Origin of the sequence: Methylomonas koyamae (assembly GCF_019669905.1) — a bacterium.
Taxonomy (GTDB): domain Bacteria; phylum Pseudomonadota; class Gammaproteobacteria; order Methylococcales; family Methylomonadaceae; genus Methylomonas; species Methylomonas koyamae.
Window position 1 is genome coordinate 262,227 of record NZ_AP019777.1, and the last position, 14,705, is coordinate 276,931.

Genomic DNA, 14,705 nt, shown 5'->3' on the forward strand with positions numbered 1-14,705 from the left:
CGGTGAGCGCCTGTGATTGTTTTAATAATCATTGGTTCACTGTTATTCTATATGTTTGAACGCGTTCCAATCCAACTGCTACTCGATGCCAGACACCACCGCCCCGCTTTCCTGGAAAGACTACTACGAGCTCTGCAAGCCCAGAGTCGTTGCGTTGATCGTGTTTACCGCCATCGTCGGCATGTTGTTGGCGGTTCCCGGTATGCCGCCGTTGGCCAATTTCCTGTACGGCACGGTCGGCATCGGCCTGGCGGCGTCTTCGGCGGCGGCGATCAACCATTTTCTGGACCAGAAGGCCGACGCCGAAATGGCCCGCACCCGCAACCGGCCGCTGCCGACCGGGCATTTGCAGCCGCGCCAGGTCTTGGTGTTCGCCAGCGTGATCGGCTTTATCGCAATGGCGATCCTGACCATCAAAGTCAATCTACTGACGGCTTTTCTGACCTTTTTGTCGCTGATCGGCTATGCCTTGATCTACACGGTTTACCTGAAGCGGGCGACGCCGCAAAACATCGTAATCGGCGGCGCGGCCGGCGCGGCACCGCCGGTATTGGGTTGGGCCGCGATCACCGGCGAAGTGCATCCGCACGCCTTGCTGCTGTTTCTGATCATCTTCGTCTGGACCCCGCCGCACTTCTGGGCGCTGGCGATTGCGAAACGCGACGAATACGCCAAGGTGGCGATTCCGATGCTGCCGGTGACCCACGGCGTCGAATTCACCCGGCTGCAGATTCTGCTCTACACCATTCTGCTGTTGATTTCGACGCTGCTGCCGTATCTGACCGGCATGAGCGGCCTGATTTACCTGGTCACCGCGTTTCTGCTGGGCCTGGGCTTTATTTATTACGCGATCCAAATGATGCGCAAAAAGGACAATAAAACCGCGATGCGCACTTTCGGCTATTCCATCGTTTATTTGATGCTGATCTTTGCCGCCTTGCTCATCGACCATTACTTCCCGCTGTCCCTCTCATGACGCTAACTACCGCAGAACATCCGTTCGCCGAATTCATCAAAATCCTAGGCAAAGGCAAGAAAGGCGCCCGGCCGCTGACGCAGGACGAAGCCTACCGGGCCATGAAAATGATCCTGGCCGACTGCCAAGTCGAACCGATCCAGCTCGGCGCGTTTCTGATGCTGATGCGGGTCAAGGAAGAAACCTGCGAGGAATTGGCCGGTTTCGTCGCGGCGGCGCGGGAAAGTTTTGCCTTCGATAACAACGTCGCGGTGGACTTGGACTGGTCGTCCTATGCCGGTAAGCGCCGCCATCTGCCGTGGTTTTTGCTGTCGACCTTGCTGCTGGCGGAAAACGGCATCAAAGTCTTCATGCACGGCGCCGGCGGCCATACCCAAGGCCGGCTCTACACCGAAAACGTGCTGCGGGCGCTGGGTATCGACGCCGCCCAGTCAATTGCCGAAGCCGGCCAACAGATCGAACGCACCAATTTCAGCTACCTGTCGCTGGAACACATCTGCCCGAAACTGTACGACATGATCAATCTGCGGCCGGTGATGGGCTTGCGCTCGCCGGTGCATACCCTGGTCAGATTATTGAATCCGTTCGATGCTACCGCCAGCATCCAGGGCATTTTCCATCCCAGCTACCGCCAGGTGCACCAGAAAGCCGCGTTGTTGCTCGATCAAAAACACATGGCGGTATTGAAAGGCGAAGGCGGCGAAACCGAACGCAACCCGGACGTAGAATGCCTGGTGCAAAGCGTACACGACGGCGAACTCAGCGACGAAATCTGGCCGGCTTTGTTCGAACGCCGCCACATGAAAGCCGAAGAACTGGAGCCGCAACTGCTAGCCCAGGTCTGGCGCGGCGAGCTGGACGACGAATTCGGCCAAGCCGCCGTGATCGGCACAGCCGCGATTGCTTTGAAACTGCTGGGCAAAGCCGACGACCAGGCGCAAGCCGAAGCTCTGGCCGCCCGGTTCTGGGCCGGACGCGACCGCAACCGGTTTTAAGCCCTACTCAACCCTACGCCCCGCGCGTATCTCGAAACTCAGCATGCCCGCCGGCCCCGCAGCAAAGGTCGCCATCGTCGGCGCCGGCCCGGCCGGCCTGATGGCTGCCGAAGTCATCAGCCAGGCCGGTATCGCCGCCACCGTATACGACGCCATGCCGTCGGCCGGCCGCAAATTCCTGATGGCCGGCAAAGGCGGTATGAACATCACCCACGCCGAAGCCTTCGATGTATTCTTATCCCGCTACGGCGCGCGCCGTGCCGAACTGGAACCGATGCTGCACGCCTTTACGCCGGACGATTTGCGGGCTTGGGTCAAAGAGCTTGGCATCGATACCTTCGTCGGCAGCTCCGGCCGGGTATTCCCGACCGAAATGAAGGCGGCGCCGTTACTGCGCGCCTGGCTGCATCGCTTACGAAGCAACGGCGTGCAATTTCGGATGCGCCACCGCTGGCTGGGCTGGGCCGACGGCGGGTTGCGCTTCGCCACGCCGGACGGCGAGCGCCATGTCCAGGCCGAGGCGACGCTGCTGGCGTTGGGCGGTGGCAGTTGGCCGCAACTGGGTTCGACCGGGGGCTGGACCGAAATTCTGGCCGAGCGCGGCATCGGCTTATCGCCGCTACGCCCGGCCAATTGCGGCTTCGAAACCAAGTGGAGCGACGTGTTCCGCCAACGCTGCGCCGGCCAACCGCTCAAATCGGTGGTCGCGACATTCCGCAATAACCAAGGCGAAACGTTCAGCCAGCAAGGCGAACTGACCGTCGCCGATTACGGCCTGGAAGGCGGCTTGATCTACGCCCTGTCCGCGCCATTGCGCGATGCCATCGAAACGACCGGTGCGACAACGCTATGGCTGGACTTGCTGCCGGACCGCAGCCCGGAAAACATCGCCGAACGTCTGGCCAAACCGCGCGGCAAGGACAGCCTGAGCAACCACCTGCGCAAACGGCTAGCCATCGACGGTGTCAAAACTCTGCTGCTGCGCGAAACCCTGCCCGCCGCCGAACTCAGCGACCCGGCCAAACTGGCCGCCGCACTCAAAGCCCTGCCCATCGTCTTGCATCGCCCGCGCCCCATCGCAGAAGCCATCAGCAGCGCCGGCGGCGTCGAGTTCGCCGAACTGGACCAAAACCTGATGCTGCGTAAACTGCCCGGCACCTTCTGCGCCGGCGAAATGCTGGACTGGGAAGCGCCGACCGGGGGCTATTTGCTGACGGCTTGTTTGGCTAGTGGGCGGACGGCGGGGTTGGGTGCGGTCGGGTGGTTGAGATCGTGACGGGTATATGGAGTCTTTACTAACCAACAGGTTATCGATTGCTGGGATGATATACAGAAAGGGAAAACCCCTTGTGGTCCGCTAATTTATTGAGGGGAAGCAGGATTCGCGGTAGATGTGCAGAAACTATCTAATTCCTAGTTAGGCTGGCATGAGTTTAAAGATGAATCGATGGAACATCCCGGATTGGTTAGAGAAAGCTGTCTGTGAAAGGGATAAGTTCTGTATTTACTGTGGTATTGATTTTAATGTGCCAAATTCATCAAGAGGCATGCGTCCTTCTTGGGAGCACATTATCAATGATGCCAAAATTGTGACAATTGAAAACATTGCTCGTTGTTGCATTTCATGTAACGCAAGCAAGGGGCAAAAGGTTCTGGCTGATTGGCTTCAATCAAACTATTGCAAGCGCAAAGCCATTACTGAGCAAAGCATTGCTGCGGTAGCTAGGGCTGCGCTGTCTGGCTATCGCAGTTAAACCACGTAAAACAAAAGCTGGGATTAAATAGGGGGCGCCTAACAAGTCGTTCAAGCGGACGCCGCTACGCGGCGCCGCTTAACTCCAGCGTTACAAAATCAATAAATCACCACTGAGGCATGAATGAAAGGCCCACATTTCTTGAATTATGTTAGACCTCTTGTAGAGGTTCTACGGAATATTGGTGGCTCGGGAGCAACTGCTGACGTAATTGATCAAGTAATTTCTTACATGAAAATTCCCGACTCCGTAGTTGAGGAAACAATTTCTTCTGGTGCATCTCGCGTAAGAAATCAAATTCAATGGGCAAGAATGTATCTTGTCAAAGCAGACCTAATGGACTCATCGCAACGCGGTGTTTGGAAACTTACAGAAAAAGGCTATGAAACTGAAATAACCGAAGAATCGGTTTATGCTTTGTTCAAAAAAGTTCAGGGAAGCTTTGTAGAAGAGCCAAAGAAACAAGAGTCGGTGCCAGTAGAGGAGGCTGAAGAAGAAATTGTTGCTGACGAAGCTCATGGTGAGGCTCTTCTCAGCATTTTAAAAAATCTTTCACCTGCTGGCTTTGAAAAAATATGCAAAAGGTTATTATCTGAAGTTGGAATTCACGACGTTCAAATAACTGGTGGCTCCGGAGATCAAGGAATTGATGGTACGGGCGTTATAAAAGTAAATGAAGTTGTTGGGTTCACAATTATTTTTCAATGCAAAAGGTACAAGGACTCTGTGGTTCCGCATCATGTACGTGACTTCAGGGGCACAATGCAAGGTCGTGCAGACAAAGGAATTATAATTACTACCGGTCGTTTTACCTCTGAAGCAAAAAAAGAAGCAGTTAGAGATGGTGTGCCACCAATTGAATTAATTGACGGTGAAAGGTTGGTTTCGTTATTTGAAAAATATCAACTTGGTTTGAAGCCAAAAGTCGTTTATGACTTGGTTCCTGACTTTTTTGACAACTTCAAGTAGCTCGCATAGGGATTGGCAAAGCGTAATCGTACGAATCTTAATTTCGTTCCTCCAATTACGCTGCGCTAATACCTGCCACCAAAAAATACACCTATTTAAGAAAGCCAATAATCCGTTAAGCCAAAAATTTGCGAAATAGATTAGACGGTCGGAAATAAAAATTAAATCAAACTCAACTCGGAGTGCCGTATTTATTGTTTCCTTCGTCACCTTTGCTTGCCAGCCATATTATTAAAGGAATAATTCCAATTATTGTAATGGCGATGAGTTGCCACCAGCCGCTTCTGCCCGTGTCGTGCAAACGTCTCGCGCCGGCGGCGATAGAAGGCAAGAAAAGAGCTAAATTAACTAATCCTGAAACAATTTGTGTAGAATCTGAATAAGTCGAAGAATCCACTAGCATGCCGCCCCAACTCAATAAAATGGTAAAAAGATAAAACCACCAATATTCAGGGCGCGACGCTCTGCCACCAAAATCAATATATTTCGATAAGCAAGTAGAAATCGATTTACTGAAGGTCATTTCTTCTTTCTTGTTTATATAAGCTGCTTTATTTTGCGGCGGCAAGGCTTCGGTACTTGCACCGCAACTACTACAAAATTTCGATTCTTCTGGATTTTGTTTACCGCAATTCGTGCAAAACATTTTCATTACTCCCACTCTTAGTCAAAGCCAAGAGTTATTGAGGTTAATATTGTAAAAACAATAAGAGTCTAGCATCTTATCCAGCACCTTCAATCAGTGGCCGTATATTTGATGTATGGAAATTATCTAAAGCCCGCGTAGGTACGATTAGCGAAACGTAATCGTACCAATGGACTTGCTCAAATTGGTTGGGGCTTATGGCTAATCAGTAAAAGCTTTGTCACGCGAGCCGTCTGTGTTAGCGTCTGCCCCAGATCAGGTCGGAAAGAGGCGTTGATTCCTGTCTTTCGTATATGGGGAGCGCTCGACCGGCGCTGCGCTGATGCCGAGTTCGGCCGCTACGGCTGACTTATGTTGCTAATCGGTCAACCTTCTAGTGGCGCCTGTTCGAGGTAAGACCGGATTATTTTACTTGGCGCATAATAGATTATCTTCAGGTGACAACAAAGGAAGGAGTGGCAATGATACAACTCAGCAAATTCGATCAATCTGATTTGCTCAAGGCATATAAGCAACAAACCGGCATCGACAGTCTGGGTATTTGTATGCGGTTGTCGTTCAAGTGGTTGGCCTGTCGCTACGTCGGTGGTGTGTTCAAGTATGAGAAAGTGAACGTCAAAAAGATGAGCGAAAAAATGGACGCTTATAGCCAGGAAGCTATAAGGTATGCTAAGGGCTGCTGACTTTGAGGGAGACAAGCGGTTTTTCGCGTCAAAATACGTGGTGACCGATTTGTTGAAGATCAAGGACTACATCAACAAATGGGGTGTAAATGTCACGGATGCGAACAAGGTCGTCTACAACAATATTTACTGCGCTGATTCCATGCGAACATCGCTGCCGGACTATATTGCGTCGCGTTTGGCAGTAGTTCCCATTAAAGATATGGCGCTCATGATCACTTTTTACATGACCATGACTAAGCAATCGGTGCAGGAAGCACTACCCCAGGTTAAGTTCGAAGGGCCTGACTCGCGTATCCTCATGGCAGGGCACGCGGTGGCTTATTTTGGCGGGGACAATACCTTTTTCGATCCCAATACCTGTGTTTGGCAGGTCGAAAGTTCAAAGCCAAAAGAAATTGCGGAAGAAATTGAAAAACATATTGCGGATGGGTATCCAGTGACCGGCAATAATTCAGATCGCGCGATATTGCGGATAGCCCAACGCGATTGAAATCTGCAGCGAAGCTCGCGTAGGTACGATTAGCGAAGCGTAATCGTACGAATGTTAATGTCGTTGCTCCAATTATGCTGCGCAAATAGGAGCAACGCCCCGTCCTTGGTTCAAACTGCTTCCACGAATCCCATCCAATCTATTCGCTAGACCGTAGCCGAGCCAAAAAAACGGCGTCTCATCGTGTAAAGCAAACCGGACAGCATTAGCAGCGATGCGGGAGGTAGCGGAACTTGAGAGACCGGTTGGACCCAGTCGACTCGTGGCTTCTGGTCGCCTAGCGCGGTCCAACTGCTACCGCCATATGCGACTATTTGTAAATACCGTCCGGAGGCGGCAGCGAACTCCACCTCGTGGGTTTCAAAATGCGGTCCGAATCCTGAAGTACCTATCCAATCCGAGAACGTCACTACTGGGGTTAAGCTGTTGTAACTGTTGCCTATCGCTGCATTTGACAGGTAAATCCAATATTGCGCATTGGTGGCGGGTGCAACCGCAGCAGTGATAACCACTTTCGACAGGGTTTGACTGCCCCCCATATCCGCCTGGATCCAGTGCTTGCCGTAAGTACCCGCATTCCACACCCCTCCATTGAACGCGGCCTGTGCGGAAGTGCCGGGATAGGATAAATCGGCACTGTACTGGCCGCTAGCCAAATCGGCAGCAAACGGCGAAATGATAGGCGCCGCGTTTACATCGACAGCAAGCGTTAATCCTAATACTGCCAGTATCGATGAAAGGTTTTTATTGGGCATCAAATACTCCTCAAGATATTTTGGTCTAAAAGTGGGTTGGTTAGTGGCGATATTTTATTCTGGAAATACCACTGTTGGCGTATTGTCCAGAAGTCCAGCTCGCCTGGGCATATTGAACAAAGCCTGATCGTACGCTTGTATTTCAGCTCCTCTGATTACGCTGCACTTTCCACCAAATCTCACCCACAACACTTTCAATTCCCACCTGCCGAATCCCGGCCCGGTTTGTTATCATGGGCAGCAAACGCGTTCCGGCTCGGGCGCGGCAAAACAACAATTACATTGAGGAGCACCATGATCATCAAACCTCGCGTCCGCGGCTTTATGTGCGTCACCACCCATCCGACCGGCTGCGCTGCCAACGTTAAACAACAGATCGATTACGTCAAAGCCAAAGGTGCGGTCGCTGGCGGCCCGAAAAACGTGCTGGTGCTGGGTGCGTCGACCGGGTACGGCTTGGCTTCGCGGATCGTGGCTGCGTTCGGCGCCGGCGCCAAAACCCTGGGTGTGTTCTTCGAAAAAGAAGGCTCGGCCGACAAACCCGGCAGTGCCGGCTGGTACAACTCGGCGGCATTTCACCAATTCGCCGAAGCCGAAGGCCTGTATGCGAAAAGCATCAACGGCGACGCCTTTTCCGACGAAATCAAACAACGCGTGATCGATGCGATCAAACAAGACATGGGCAAGGTCGATCTGGTGGTTTACAGCTTGGCCGCGCCGCGCCGCACCCACCCGAAAACCGGCGTGACCCATAACTCGACCCTGAAACCGATCGGCAAAGACTTGGTGCAAAACGGCGTCGATACCGACAAGGAAATCATCAAGGAATTCACGCTGACTGCCGCCACCCAGGAAGAAATCGACAACACCGTGGCGGTGATGGGCGGCGAGGACTGGCAAATGTGGATCGATGCGCTGGCCGAAGCCGGCGTGCTGGCCGAAGGCGCCAAAACCACCGCGTTTACCTATCTCGGCGAAAAAGTCACCTGGGACATCTACTGGGACGGCACCATCGGCGCGGCCAAAAAAGACCTGGATAAACGTGTGGTCGACATTCGCGCCAAACTGGCGGCGCTGGGTGGCGATGCCCGCGTCTCGGTATTGAAAGCCGTGGTCACCCAGGCCAGTTCGGCGATTCCGGTGATGCCGTTGTACCTGGCCTTGTTGTTCAAAGTGATGAAGGCACAAGGCAGTCACGAAGGTTGCATCGAACAAGTCGACGGCCTATTCCGCGACAGCTTGTACAGCGCGACGCCGATTCTGGACAGCGAAGGCCGTTTGCGTGCCGATTTGAAGGAACTCGATCCGAAAGTACAGGACGAGGTCAGCAAACTGTGGCCGCAAGTCACCAGCGAAAATTTGAACCAACTCAGCGATTTCGCCGGTTACAAACGCGAGTTCATGAAATTGTTCGGTTTCGAAGTGGACGGCGTCGATTACGAAGCCGACGTCAATCCGGACGTGGCGATCAACAATTTGGGATAAATTCCGTCCTTAGGCAATGTTGTAGGGTACGCAATGCGTACCCTACGCCTACATCAATCTAACCATGTCCATCCAAACCACGCTGCAAAAACTGCTGGATCGTCAAGACCTTAGCGCCGACGAAATGCGCGCCGCGATGCGGGCCATGATGAACGGCCAGCTGAGCGACGCGCAAATCGCCGGCTTTTTGATTGCCTTGCGCTGCAAGGGCGAAACCGTCGACGAAATCGCCGCCGCCGTCGGCGTGTTGCGCGAACTGGTGCATAAGGTGCCTATCGACGGCGAGCACGTCATCGACACCTGCGGCACCGGCGGCGACGGCGCCAACACCTTCAACATCTCCACCACCGCGGCTTTCGTCGTTGCCGCAGCGGGCGGCAAGGTCGCCAAGCATGGCAATCGCTCGGTATCCAGTTGCTGCGGCAGCGCCGATTTGCTGGAGGCCGCCGGCGTCAACCTGGATTTACCGGCCGAGCAAGTGGCGCAATGCGTCAACGACATCGGCGTCGGCTTTCTGTTCGCCGCCAAGCACCACAGCGCAGTGCGGCATACCGTCAGAGCCCGCAAGGAAATGGGTGTGCGCACCTTGTTCAATCTGATTGGCCCTCTATCCAATCCGGCCAACGCACCGCATCAATTGATCGGCGTGTTCGACAAACAATGGTTGGAACCGGTCGCAGCAGTGTTGAAACGCTTGGGCAGCCGCCATGTATTGGTCGTCCACGCCCGCGACGGCCTGGACGAAATCAGCATCGCCGCCCCGACCGACGTGGCTGAGTTGGTCGACGGCATCATTCATAGCTACACCGTGACTCCGGAGCAATTCGGTCTGCAGCGCGCCAGCCTGGATTCGTTGTCCATCGGCAGTGCCGCGGACAGCCTGGCCATCGTCAAAGCGGTGCTGAACAACCAACCGGGCCCGGCCCGCGACATCGTCGCGCTGAACGCCGGCGCCGCGATCTACGCCGCCGACTTGGCCGACTCGCTGGACGCCGGCATCCGCCGCGCGCATCAGGTTTTGGCGGATGGGAGTGCGTTGGCTAAGTTTGAGGCGTTGATAGAGTACCGTTGAGATTCCGGCCTTTCTTGCGCAAAGGATTTGACTACGGCTCCAGGTGACAATAGGCACACGTCGGCGTACACTCCGGCCATGAAACCGTTTCGCTGGAATCATCAGAAGAACGAACTGTTAAAGAAAGATCGCGGAATCTCTTTCGAAGAAATAGTGCTGGCTATCGAGGCCGACGGATTGCTCGACGAGTTGCGGCACCCAAACCAGGACAAGTATCCCAATCAATCCATCCTTGTGGTGGCACTTGATGTCTACGTATATTTGGTGCCATTTGTAGAGGAAGAGAATTACTTTTTCTTGAAAACGGTTATTCCAAGTAGAAAGGCAACCCGCGATTATTTACGCAGGAATAAATTCAATGAATAAACTCGACGAATTCGAACAAGAGATTTTGGATGCTTATGAGCAGGGCGAGTTGGTGTCAAATTCGCCGGCAAAAACCGATTTGTCTAAATTCAAGGCCGCGGCCAGCGCGACTTTTATCAAAGACAAGCGAGTCAACATTCGTTTGTCTTCACCCGATTTGATGGATATTCAGGCGCGTGCGCTGGAAGAAGGCATTCCCTATCAGACCTTGATTGCCAGCGTGCTACACAAGTATGTTTCCGGCCGATTAGTGGACAAACCTTCGAATTTGAATACACGCACCAACCGCCGCGGCGTCGATGAAACGGGAGCATGAAAGCAGGTGATTTTGATCGGAAATTTGACGATGTAGTTGATATTTCCGCTTGGTTGGATTTATCGAAGGCGAAGCGAGCAGAACGCGAACCCCTTTGCTCGCAGGAGCATGCCAGATTTATCGAGGCCTATAACCAGAGTTTGGAGCAGGATGGTTTGCCGCTGGGGTAATATCGGGGCTTTTGAGGGTGGTGTTTTTTATGTGTCGCTGTCGCGACCGGTTTGTTTATAAATCGGTTCGCGGACCGACAGCCGCGATACTTTCTTTTGTTTGGCCAAAAGAAAGTATCCAAAGAAAAAGCCACCCCATGCCGCTTGTACCCTGCGCTCCGCAGGCTTTGAACGGGGTTTTTCGAAAGGGCATCCCAGCCCTTGCGAAAAACGCGCGGCATCCCTGCCGCGCCCCTGCGGGCAAATCCGCTCAAAGCCTCCGGTGCTCGGCGCGGCAACAGGGGCATTAACCCCGTCTTGTTTATCAGATTTATCGCAAGAATTTTTAAACAGTGATTAAAGGGCTATTGTAGTATGCAGCCGATTCTACGAGGCGCATTGATCGCGACTGATGCGCTTCACTTCGTTCAGCACATCTAACAGTCCTAATTATCGTGTAGCCTATTGGTTTTAATGATCATTGAATGCGAAATGATCGATTAATCAGATGTTCATTAAGGCAATTAAACATCCCATAGTCATGAAGTTAAATAAAAATAGTGATATAAAAAAACTACAGTGGAGATTAATTGCTATTTTATATTTCGTATTCAGTATGGGAAGTTACCACAACATTTATGCATATACCAATACAGAGAATAGCTCTGAAGCAACAGCATCTAATGAGGCAGAAAAATACAAAGATTCGCAAAGTGGTTTAACTTGCAAAGAAGTAGGTGAGTATGCAAAGTGGGCCATGAATGTTTGGCAATATGATGCTCCGATGATAGATTTTCTAATGAGTAGAACTCCAAGCCAGAAAAAAGTTGCGCTGCTGGCTATAGAGTATTCTTCAACCTTTCCTAAGAATGTAGATAAATGGCACAAAAACCATTATGTCAATAAGGCAGAAGTTGATTTTTCTGTCTGGTGTAAAAGCGGTTTCTTGTGGGCATTACCAGAAAAATTAAAGTCTCGGTAAACTCCTACTGAAGCTAAGAAACCAGAGTGGCTGAGATTACACTGTCGCTAATCTTACCTGAGGCCCTGCAATGCCAAAAATGATAAAAAAGCCGATGAGAGCATACAAGTTTAGAACCTTGAACAATTTTGAAAATATCGCGGATATTTTTTGTAACAACAGATTTTATGCGGCCCATCATTTAGAACTTAACGATCCAATGGAGGGAATGATTAGATTTGAGGCTGACGTTCAACAAGAAGATATAAATCTAGTTAACCAATTCAATGAAAATATAAGAATATGCTCGTTTTCAAAATCATTTGATAATCTACTGCTTTGGGCTCATTACGCAGATGGTTTTAAAGGAATATGCATCGAATTAGAACTCAATAGTTCCATTGTTCCTCTGGCAGAAGTTAGCTATCTAGATAGTTTTGTTGTTGGCAATGACATACTAAAAATTAATAAGGATTTACAAATCGCAGCCCTTCTAGTTAAAAACAACGCTTGGCGATATGAAAAGGAAATCAGGGTTATCACAAAGCAGCAATTTGTTTGTGATCCTGGGGTTAATATAAAATCAGTTTTATTAGGTGTAAGAACACCTGACAGTATTAAGCAAATATTGCGTCAAACACTTCCTTCACAGATTGACGTTTGGGAAACAACTATTTGTGAAAAGAACAATAAAGTTAAAAAAACACAAACAATTACCTAGCAATTAGTCTGGATGAAGCGTAGCGGAATCCGGGATAATTGAAGCCCTCAAAACCTCGATTTCGTTTCACTCCATCGAGGCTACCTGATTTGCAGACCATACGATTTATAATTCCGGGATGGTTTTCTCCCCTATGCCGCGCCGAGCATCGGAGGGTTTGGGCGGAATAGCCTGTTAGCAGGTTGGTGAAAAACTCATTTTTACAACCAATCGAGCCTATATTTAGTGCCGCCAGGTTGGTTTTTATACTAAATAAAGGCCTCTTCCAGCTGAATTAGTGACCAGAATATGGTTTTTCACCAACCTGTTAGGGGCGACGCATGGATGCATCGCGTTGCATGAAGGGGCTGGGAAGCCCCTTCAGACAACCCCGTTCAAACCCTTCGGAGCGCAGGATCAAAGCAGCATCGGGGTGGCTTTTTCTTTGGATACTTTCTTTTGGCCAAGCAAAAGAAAGTATCTCGGCTGTCGGGCCGAGAACCGACATTAAAATAACAGTCGCGATAGCGACACAAAACCTAACTAGAGCAATGACAGATACACCAGACATCCTAAAAACCATCCTTGCCAAAAAAACCGAAGAAGTCGCCCGCCGCAAAAGTAACACGCCGATTTCGGTGTTGCAGGAAATCGCCGGTAGCGTGCAAGGGCCGCGCGGCTTTTACCAGGCCTTGCGCAACAAGGCGGATCAGCAAAAACCGGCGATCATCGCCGAGATCAAGAAAGCTTCGCCTAGCCAGGGCGTGATCCGCGAGGATTTCAAGCCGGTCGAAATTGCGGTCGATTACGCCTTCAACGGCGCCACTTGCTTGTCGGTGCTGACCGACAAGGAGTTTTTCCAAGGCTCGGAAGCCAATTTGCAGATGGTGCGGGAAAGATGCCCGCTGCCGGCGATCCGCAAGGATTTCATGATAGACCCCTACCAAATCCACGAATCGCGGGCGCTGGGCGCCGACTGCGTGCTGCTCATCGTGGCGGCACTGGACGACGCGATGCTGAAGGAACTGGCCGATACCGCCACCGGTTTGGGCATGGACGTGCTCGTGGAAGTGCACGATGCCGAGGAACTGGAGCGGGCGCTGCGGCTGAACACCCACATGATCGGCATCAATAACCGTAACCTGCGCACTTTCGAGGTTTCGCTGCAAACCACGCTGGACCTGAAAAACACCATCCCGGCCGACAAGCTGATTGTTACCGAAAGCGGTATCCACACGCCGGCCGACGTCAAATTGATGCAGGATAATGGCATCTTCACCTTCCTGGTCGGCGAAGCCTTCATGCGCGCGCCGTCGCCGGGCCAAAAAATGCGCGAACTGTTCTTTTAAGCGCATGCTCCGGGCCGAATCGGCCCGGTTTGTTCCGATTCCTTTCAATGGAACGCCGCATTTGCGATTTGATACTACGCGCCACCGCCGCGGCCGCGATTACCGAAACCGAACCGGTGCAGCGGTTGTGGAGCGGGTACGGCCACATCGTCCGCTGCCGTTTGCGCGGCGGCGACCGCGCCAGCGTAATCGTCAAACACGTGAAATTGCCCGCGCAGCGCAGTAGTTCGCGCCGAACAGATACCCTTTCCCACCAACGCAAACTGCGCTCCTACCAAGTCGAAACGGCCTGGTACGGCCAGTGGAGCCGGCGCTGCGGCGTGGAGTGCCGGGTTCCGCTCTGTCTGGGGGTCGAGTCGTTCGGCGAGGAGATTTTGATCGTGTTGGAAGATTTGGACGCTGCCGGATTTCCGCAACGGCGCTCCCGGGTGGGTGCCGGCGAAATCCGCGCTTGCCTGGACTGGCTGGCCAATTTCCACGCCACTTTTCTTGGCGCGCAACCGGACGGTTTATGGCAAATCGGCACCTATTGGCACTTAGCGACCCGGCCCGACGAATTGCGCGCTCTGTCCGATTCCGCGTTAAAACGCGCGGCCGCAGCGATCGACCGCAAACTTAATTCCGGCAATTACCGGACTTTGGTCCACGGCGACGCCAAATTGGCCAATTTTTGTTTTTCCGCCGACGGCCGGCAAGTTGCTGCGGTCGATTTTCAATACGTCGGCGGCGGTTGCGGCATCAAAGATGTGGCCTACTTTATCGATAGCTGTTTGGACGGCAACGCCGCCCAGAGCCGGGAAACCGAGTTACTGGATTTCTATTTTCAGGCTTTGCGCCACGCCCTTCGCGCCAAAGGCAGCGAGGCCGATGCGCATGATCTGGAGCGCGAATGGCGGGCGCTGTATCCGCTAGCCTGGACCGACTTCCATCGTTTTCTAAAGGGCTGGAGCTCTCAGTATTGGCCGCCGGACAGTTATAGCGAACGGCTGGCGCGGCAAGTGATTGCGGAATTGGCGGATTGCCCGGATCAATGACG

At 52.3% G+C, this 14,705-nt stretch carries 18 protein-coding genes; 16 read left to right on the forward strand and 2 right to left on the reverse strand.

Annotation, left to right across the window (positions count from 1 at the left end):
* Nucleotides 1-85: 85 nt before the first annotated feature.
* From cyoE to MKFW12EY_RS01285, 5 genes are all read left to right on the forward strand, one after another.
* The gene (gene cyoE / locus MKFW12EY_RS01265; protein ID WP_064020176.1) at nt 86-976 is read left to right on the forward strand and encodes a heme o synthase; all 891 of its coding nucleotides are present in this window, start codon (nt 86-88) and stop codon (nt 974-976) included.
* Nucleotides 973-1,971, forward strand: a complete 999-nt coding sequence (locus MKFW12EY_RS01270; RefSeq protein WP_221053871.1) for a glycosyl transferase family protein — start codon at nt 973-975, stop codon at nt 1,969-1,971. Before cyoE ends, MKFW12EY_RS01270 begins: the two co-directional genes overlap by 4 nt.
* 43 nt (nt 1,972-2,014) lie before the next feature.
* Nucleotides 2,015-3,247 (forward strand): TIGR03862 family flavoprotein, encoded by a 1,233-nt coding sequence (locus MKFW12EY_RS01275; RefSeq protein ID WP_221053872.1) that lies wholly within the window; start codon nt 2,015-2,017, stop codon nt 3,245-3,247.
* Between the two features lie 151 nt (nt 3,248-3,398).
* Nucleotides 3,399-3,725 (forward strand): hypothetical protein, encoded by a 327-nt coding sequence (locus tag MKFW12EY_RS01280; RefSeq protein ID WP_221053873.1) that lies wholly within the window; start codon nt 3,399-3,401, stop codon nt 3,723-3,725.
* A 123-nt stretch (nt 3,726-3,848) separates the two neighbouring features.
* Nucleotides 3,849-4,694, forward strand: coding sequence for a restriction endonuclease (locus tag MKFW12EY_RS01285; RefSeq protein WP_054761246.1), 846 nt, complete (start codon nt 3,849-3,851; stop codon nt 4,692-4,694).
* Between the two features lie 172 nt (nt 4,695-4,866).
* On the opposite strand, the gene MKFW12EY_RS01290 is transcribed toward MKFW12EY_RS01285, so the two are convergent.
* Nucleotides 4,867-5,346, reverse strand: coding sequence for a DUF805 domain-containing protein (locus MKFW12EY_RS01290; protein WP_245006405.1), 480 nt, complete (start codon nt 5,344-5,346; stop codon nt 4,867-4,869).
* Between the two features lie 455 nt (nt 5,347-5,801).
* On the opposite strand from MKFW12EY_RS01290, the gene MKFW12EY_RS01295 reads away from it, so the two are divergent.
* Both MKFW12EY_RS01295 and MKFW12EY_RS01300 read left to right on the forward strand, forming a co-directional pair.
* Nucleotides 5,802-6,023 carry a hypothetical protein gene (locus tag MKFW12EY_RS01295; RefSeq protein ID WP_157199339.1) on the forward strand — a complete coding sequence of 74 codons (222 nt, stop codon included), beginning with the start codon at nt 5,802-5,804 and terminating at the stop codon, nt 6,021-6,023.
* Nucleotides 6,007-6,516, forward strand: a complete 510-nt coding sequence (locus MKFW12EY_RS01300; RefSeq protein WP_221053874.1) for a hypothetical protein — start codon at nt 6,007-6,009, stop codon at nt 6,514-6,516. The genes MKFW12EY_RS01295 and MKFW12EY_RS01300 overlap by 17 nt, the downstream gene beginning before the upstream one ends.
* A gap of 146 nt (nt 6,517-6,662) precedes the next feature.
* Here the strand turns inward: MKFW12EY_RS01300 and MKFW12EY_RS01305 are convergent, their stop codons facing one another.
* The gene (locus tag MKFW12EY_RS01305; protein ID WP_221053875.1) at nt 6,663-7,271 is read right to left on the reverse strand and encodes a discoidin domain-containing protein; all 609 of its coding nucleotides are present in this window, start codon (nt 7,269-7,271) and stop codon (nt 6,663-6,665) included.
* A 294-nt stretch (nt 7,272-7,565) separates the two neighbouring features.
* Here MKFW12EY_RS01305 and fabV point away from each other — a divergent pair, with 294 nt between their 5' ends.
* The 9 genes from fabV to MKFW12EY_RS01350 all read left to right on the forward strand — a co-directional run bounded on the left by fabV (nt 7,566) and on the right by MKFW12EY_RS01350 (nt 14,703).
* Entirely contained in the window at nt 7,566-8,756 is a 1,191-nt protein-coding gene (gene fabV / locus MKFW12EY_RS01310; protein ID WP_221053876.1) for an enoyl-ACP reductase FabV, read from the forward strand.
* Nucleotides 8,757-8,820: 64 nt separating this feature from the next.
* On the forward strand, nt 8,821-9,828 hold the full coding sequence (gene trpD, locus MKFW12EY_RS01315) for an anthranilate phosphoribosyltransferase (protein ID WP_054761254.1): 1,008 nt from the start codon (nt 8,821-8,823) through the stop codon (nt 9,826-9,828).
* A 78-nt stretch (nt 9,829-9,906) separates the two neighbouring features.
* The gene (locus MKFW12EY_RS01320; RefSeq protein ID WP_054761256.1) at nt 9,907-10,194 is read left to right on the forward strand and encodes a BrnT family toxin; all 288 of its coding nucleotides are present in this window, start codon (nt 9,907-9,909) and stop codon (nt 10,192-10,194) included.
* Complete coding sequence (locus MKFW12EY_RS01325) at nt 10,187-10,510, forward strand: hypothetical protein (protein WP_054761258.1); 324 nt, start codon at nt 10,187-10,189, stop codon at nt 10,508-10,510. The genes MKFW12EY_RS01320 and MKFW12EY_RS01325 overlap by 8 nt, the downstream gene beginning before the upstream one ends.
* Entirely contained in the window at nt 10,507-10,680 is a 174-nt protein-coding gene (locus MKFW12EY_RS01330; RefSeq protein ID WP_172680277.1) for a type II toxin-antitoxin system CcdA family antitoxin, read from the forward strand. Before MKFW12EY_RS01325 ends, MKFW12EY_RS01330 begins: the two co-directional genes overlap by 4 nt.
* Nucleotides 10,681-11,167: 487 nt before the next feature.
* A complete protein-coding gene (locus MKFW12EY_RS01335; RefSeq protein WP_221053877.1) occupies nt 11,168-11,641 on the forward strand; it encodes a hypothetical protein in 474 nt (157 codons plus the stop codon).
* Between the two features lie 70 nt (nt 11,642-11,711).
* The gene (locus tag MKFW12EY_RS01340) at nt 11,712-12,341 is read left to right on the forward strand and encodes a DUF2971 domain-containing protein (RefSeq protein WP_054761260.1); all 630 of its coding nucleotides are present in this window, start codon (nt 11,712-11,714) and stop codon (nt 12,339-12,341) included.
* 530 nt (nt 12,342-12,871) lie between these two features.
* Nucleotides 12,872-13,669, forward strand: coding sequence for an indole-3-glycerol phosphate synthase TrpC (gene trpC, locus MKFW12EY_RS01345; RefSeq protein WP_221053878.1), 798 nt, complete (start codon nt 12,872-12,874; stop codon nt 13,667-13,669).
* Between the two features lie 47 nt (nt 13,670-13,716).
* Nucleotides 13,717-14,703 (forward strand): phosphotransferase, encoded by a 987-nt coding sequence (locus MKFW12EY_RS01350; RefSeq protein ID WP_054761496.1) that lies wholly within the window; start codon nt 13,717-13,719, stop codon nt 14,701-14,703.
* Nucleotides 14,704-14,705 lie beyond the last annotated feature (2 nt).

Bases quoted from the DNA above. Each gene is read 5' to 3' on its own strand.
- cyoE (WP_064020176.1), top strand. From the start codon at position 86: ATGCCAGACACCACCGCCCCGCTTTCCTGGAAAGACTACTACGAGCTC.
- MKFW12EY_RS01270 (WP_221053871.1), top strand. From the start codon at position 973: ATGACGCTAACTACCGCAGAACATCCGTTCGCCGAATTCATCAAAATC.
- MKFW12EY_RS01275 (WP_221053872.1), top strand. From the start codon at position 2,015: ATGCCCGCCGGCCCCGCAGCAAAGGTCGCCATCGTCGGCGCCGGCCCG.
- MKFW12EY_RS01280 (WP_221053873.1), top strand. From the start codon at position 3,399: ATGAGTTTAAAGATGAATCGATGGAACATCCCGGATTGGTTAGAGAAA.
- MKFW12EY_RS01285 (WP_054761246.1), top strand. From the start codon at position 3,849: ATGAAAGGCCCACATTTCTTGAATTATGTTAGACCTCTTGTAGAGGTT.
- MKFW12EY_RS01290 (WP_245006405.1), bottom strand. From the start codon at position 5,346: ATGAAAATGTTTTGCACGAATTGCGGTAAACAAAATCCAGAAGAATCG.
- MKFW12EY_RS01295 (WP_157199339.1), top strand. From the start codon at position 5,802: ATGATACAACTCAGCAAATTCGATCAATCTGATTTGCTCAAGGCATAT.
- MKFW12EY_RS01300 (WP_221053874.1), top strand. From the start codon at position 6,007: ATGCTAAGGGCTGCTGACTTTGAGGGAGACAAGCGGTTTTTCGCGTCA.
- MKFW12EY_RS01305 (WP_221053875.1), bottom strand. From the start codon at position 7,271: ATGCCCAATAAAAACCTTTCATCGATACTGGCAGTATTAGGATTAACG.
- fabV (WP_221053876.1), top strand. From the start codon at position 7,566: ATGATCATCAAACCTCGCGTCCGCGGCTTTATGTGCGTCACCACCCAT.
- trpD (WP_054761254.1), top strand. From the start codon at position 8,821: ATGTCCATCCAAACCACGCTGCAAAAACTGCTGGATCGTCAAGACCTT.
- MKFW12EY_RS01320 (WP_054761256.1), top strand. From the start codon at position 9,907: ATGAAACCGTTTCGCTGGAATCATCAGAAGAACGAACTGTTAAAGAAA.
- MKFW12EY_RS01325 (WP_054761258.1), top strand. From the start codon at position 10,187: ATGAATAAACTCGACGAATTCGAACAAGAGATTTTGGATGCTTATGAG.
- MKFW12EY_RS01330 (WP_172680277.1), top strand. From the start codon at position 10,507: ATGAAAGCAGGTGATTTTGATCGGAAATTTGACGATGTAGTTGATATT.
- MKFW12EY_RS01335 (WP_221053877.1), top strand. From the start codon at position 11,168: ATGTTCATTAAGGCAATTAAACATCCCATAGTCATGAAGTTAAATAAA.
- MKFW12EY_RS01340 (WP_054761260.1), top strand. From the start codon at position 11,712: ATGCCAAAAATGATAAAAAAGCCGATGAGAGCATACAAGTTTAGAACC.
- trpC (WP_221053878.1), top strand. From the start codon at position 12,872: ATGACAGATACACCAGACATCCTAAAAACCATCCTTGCCAAAAAAACC.
- MKFW12EY_RS01350 (WP_054761496.1), top strand. From the start codon at position 13,717: ATGGAACGCCGCATTTGCGATTTGATACTACGCGCCACCGCCGCGGCC.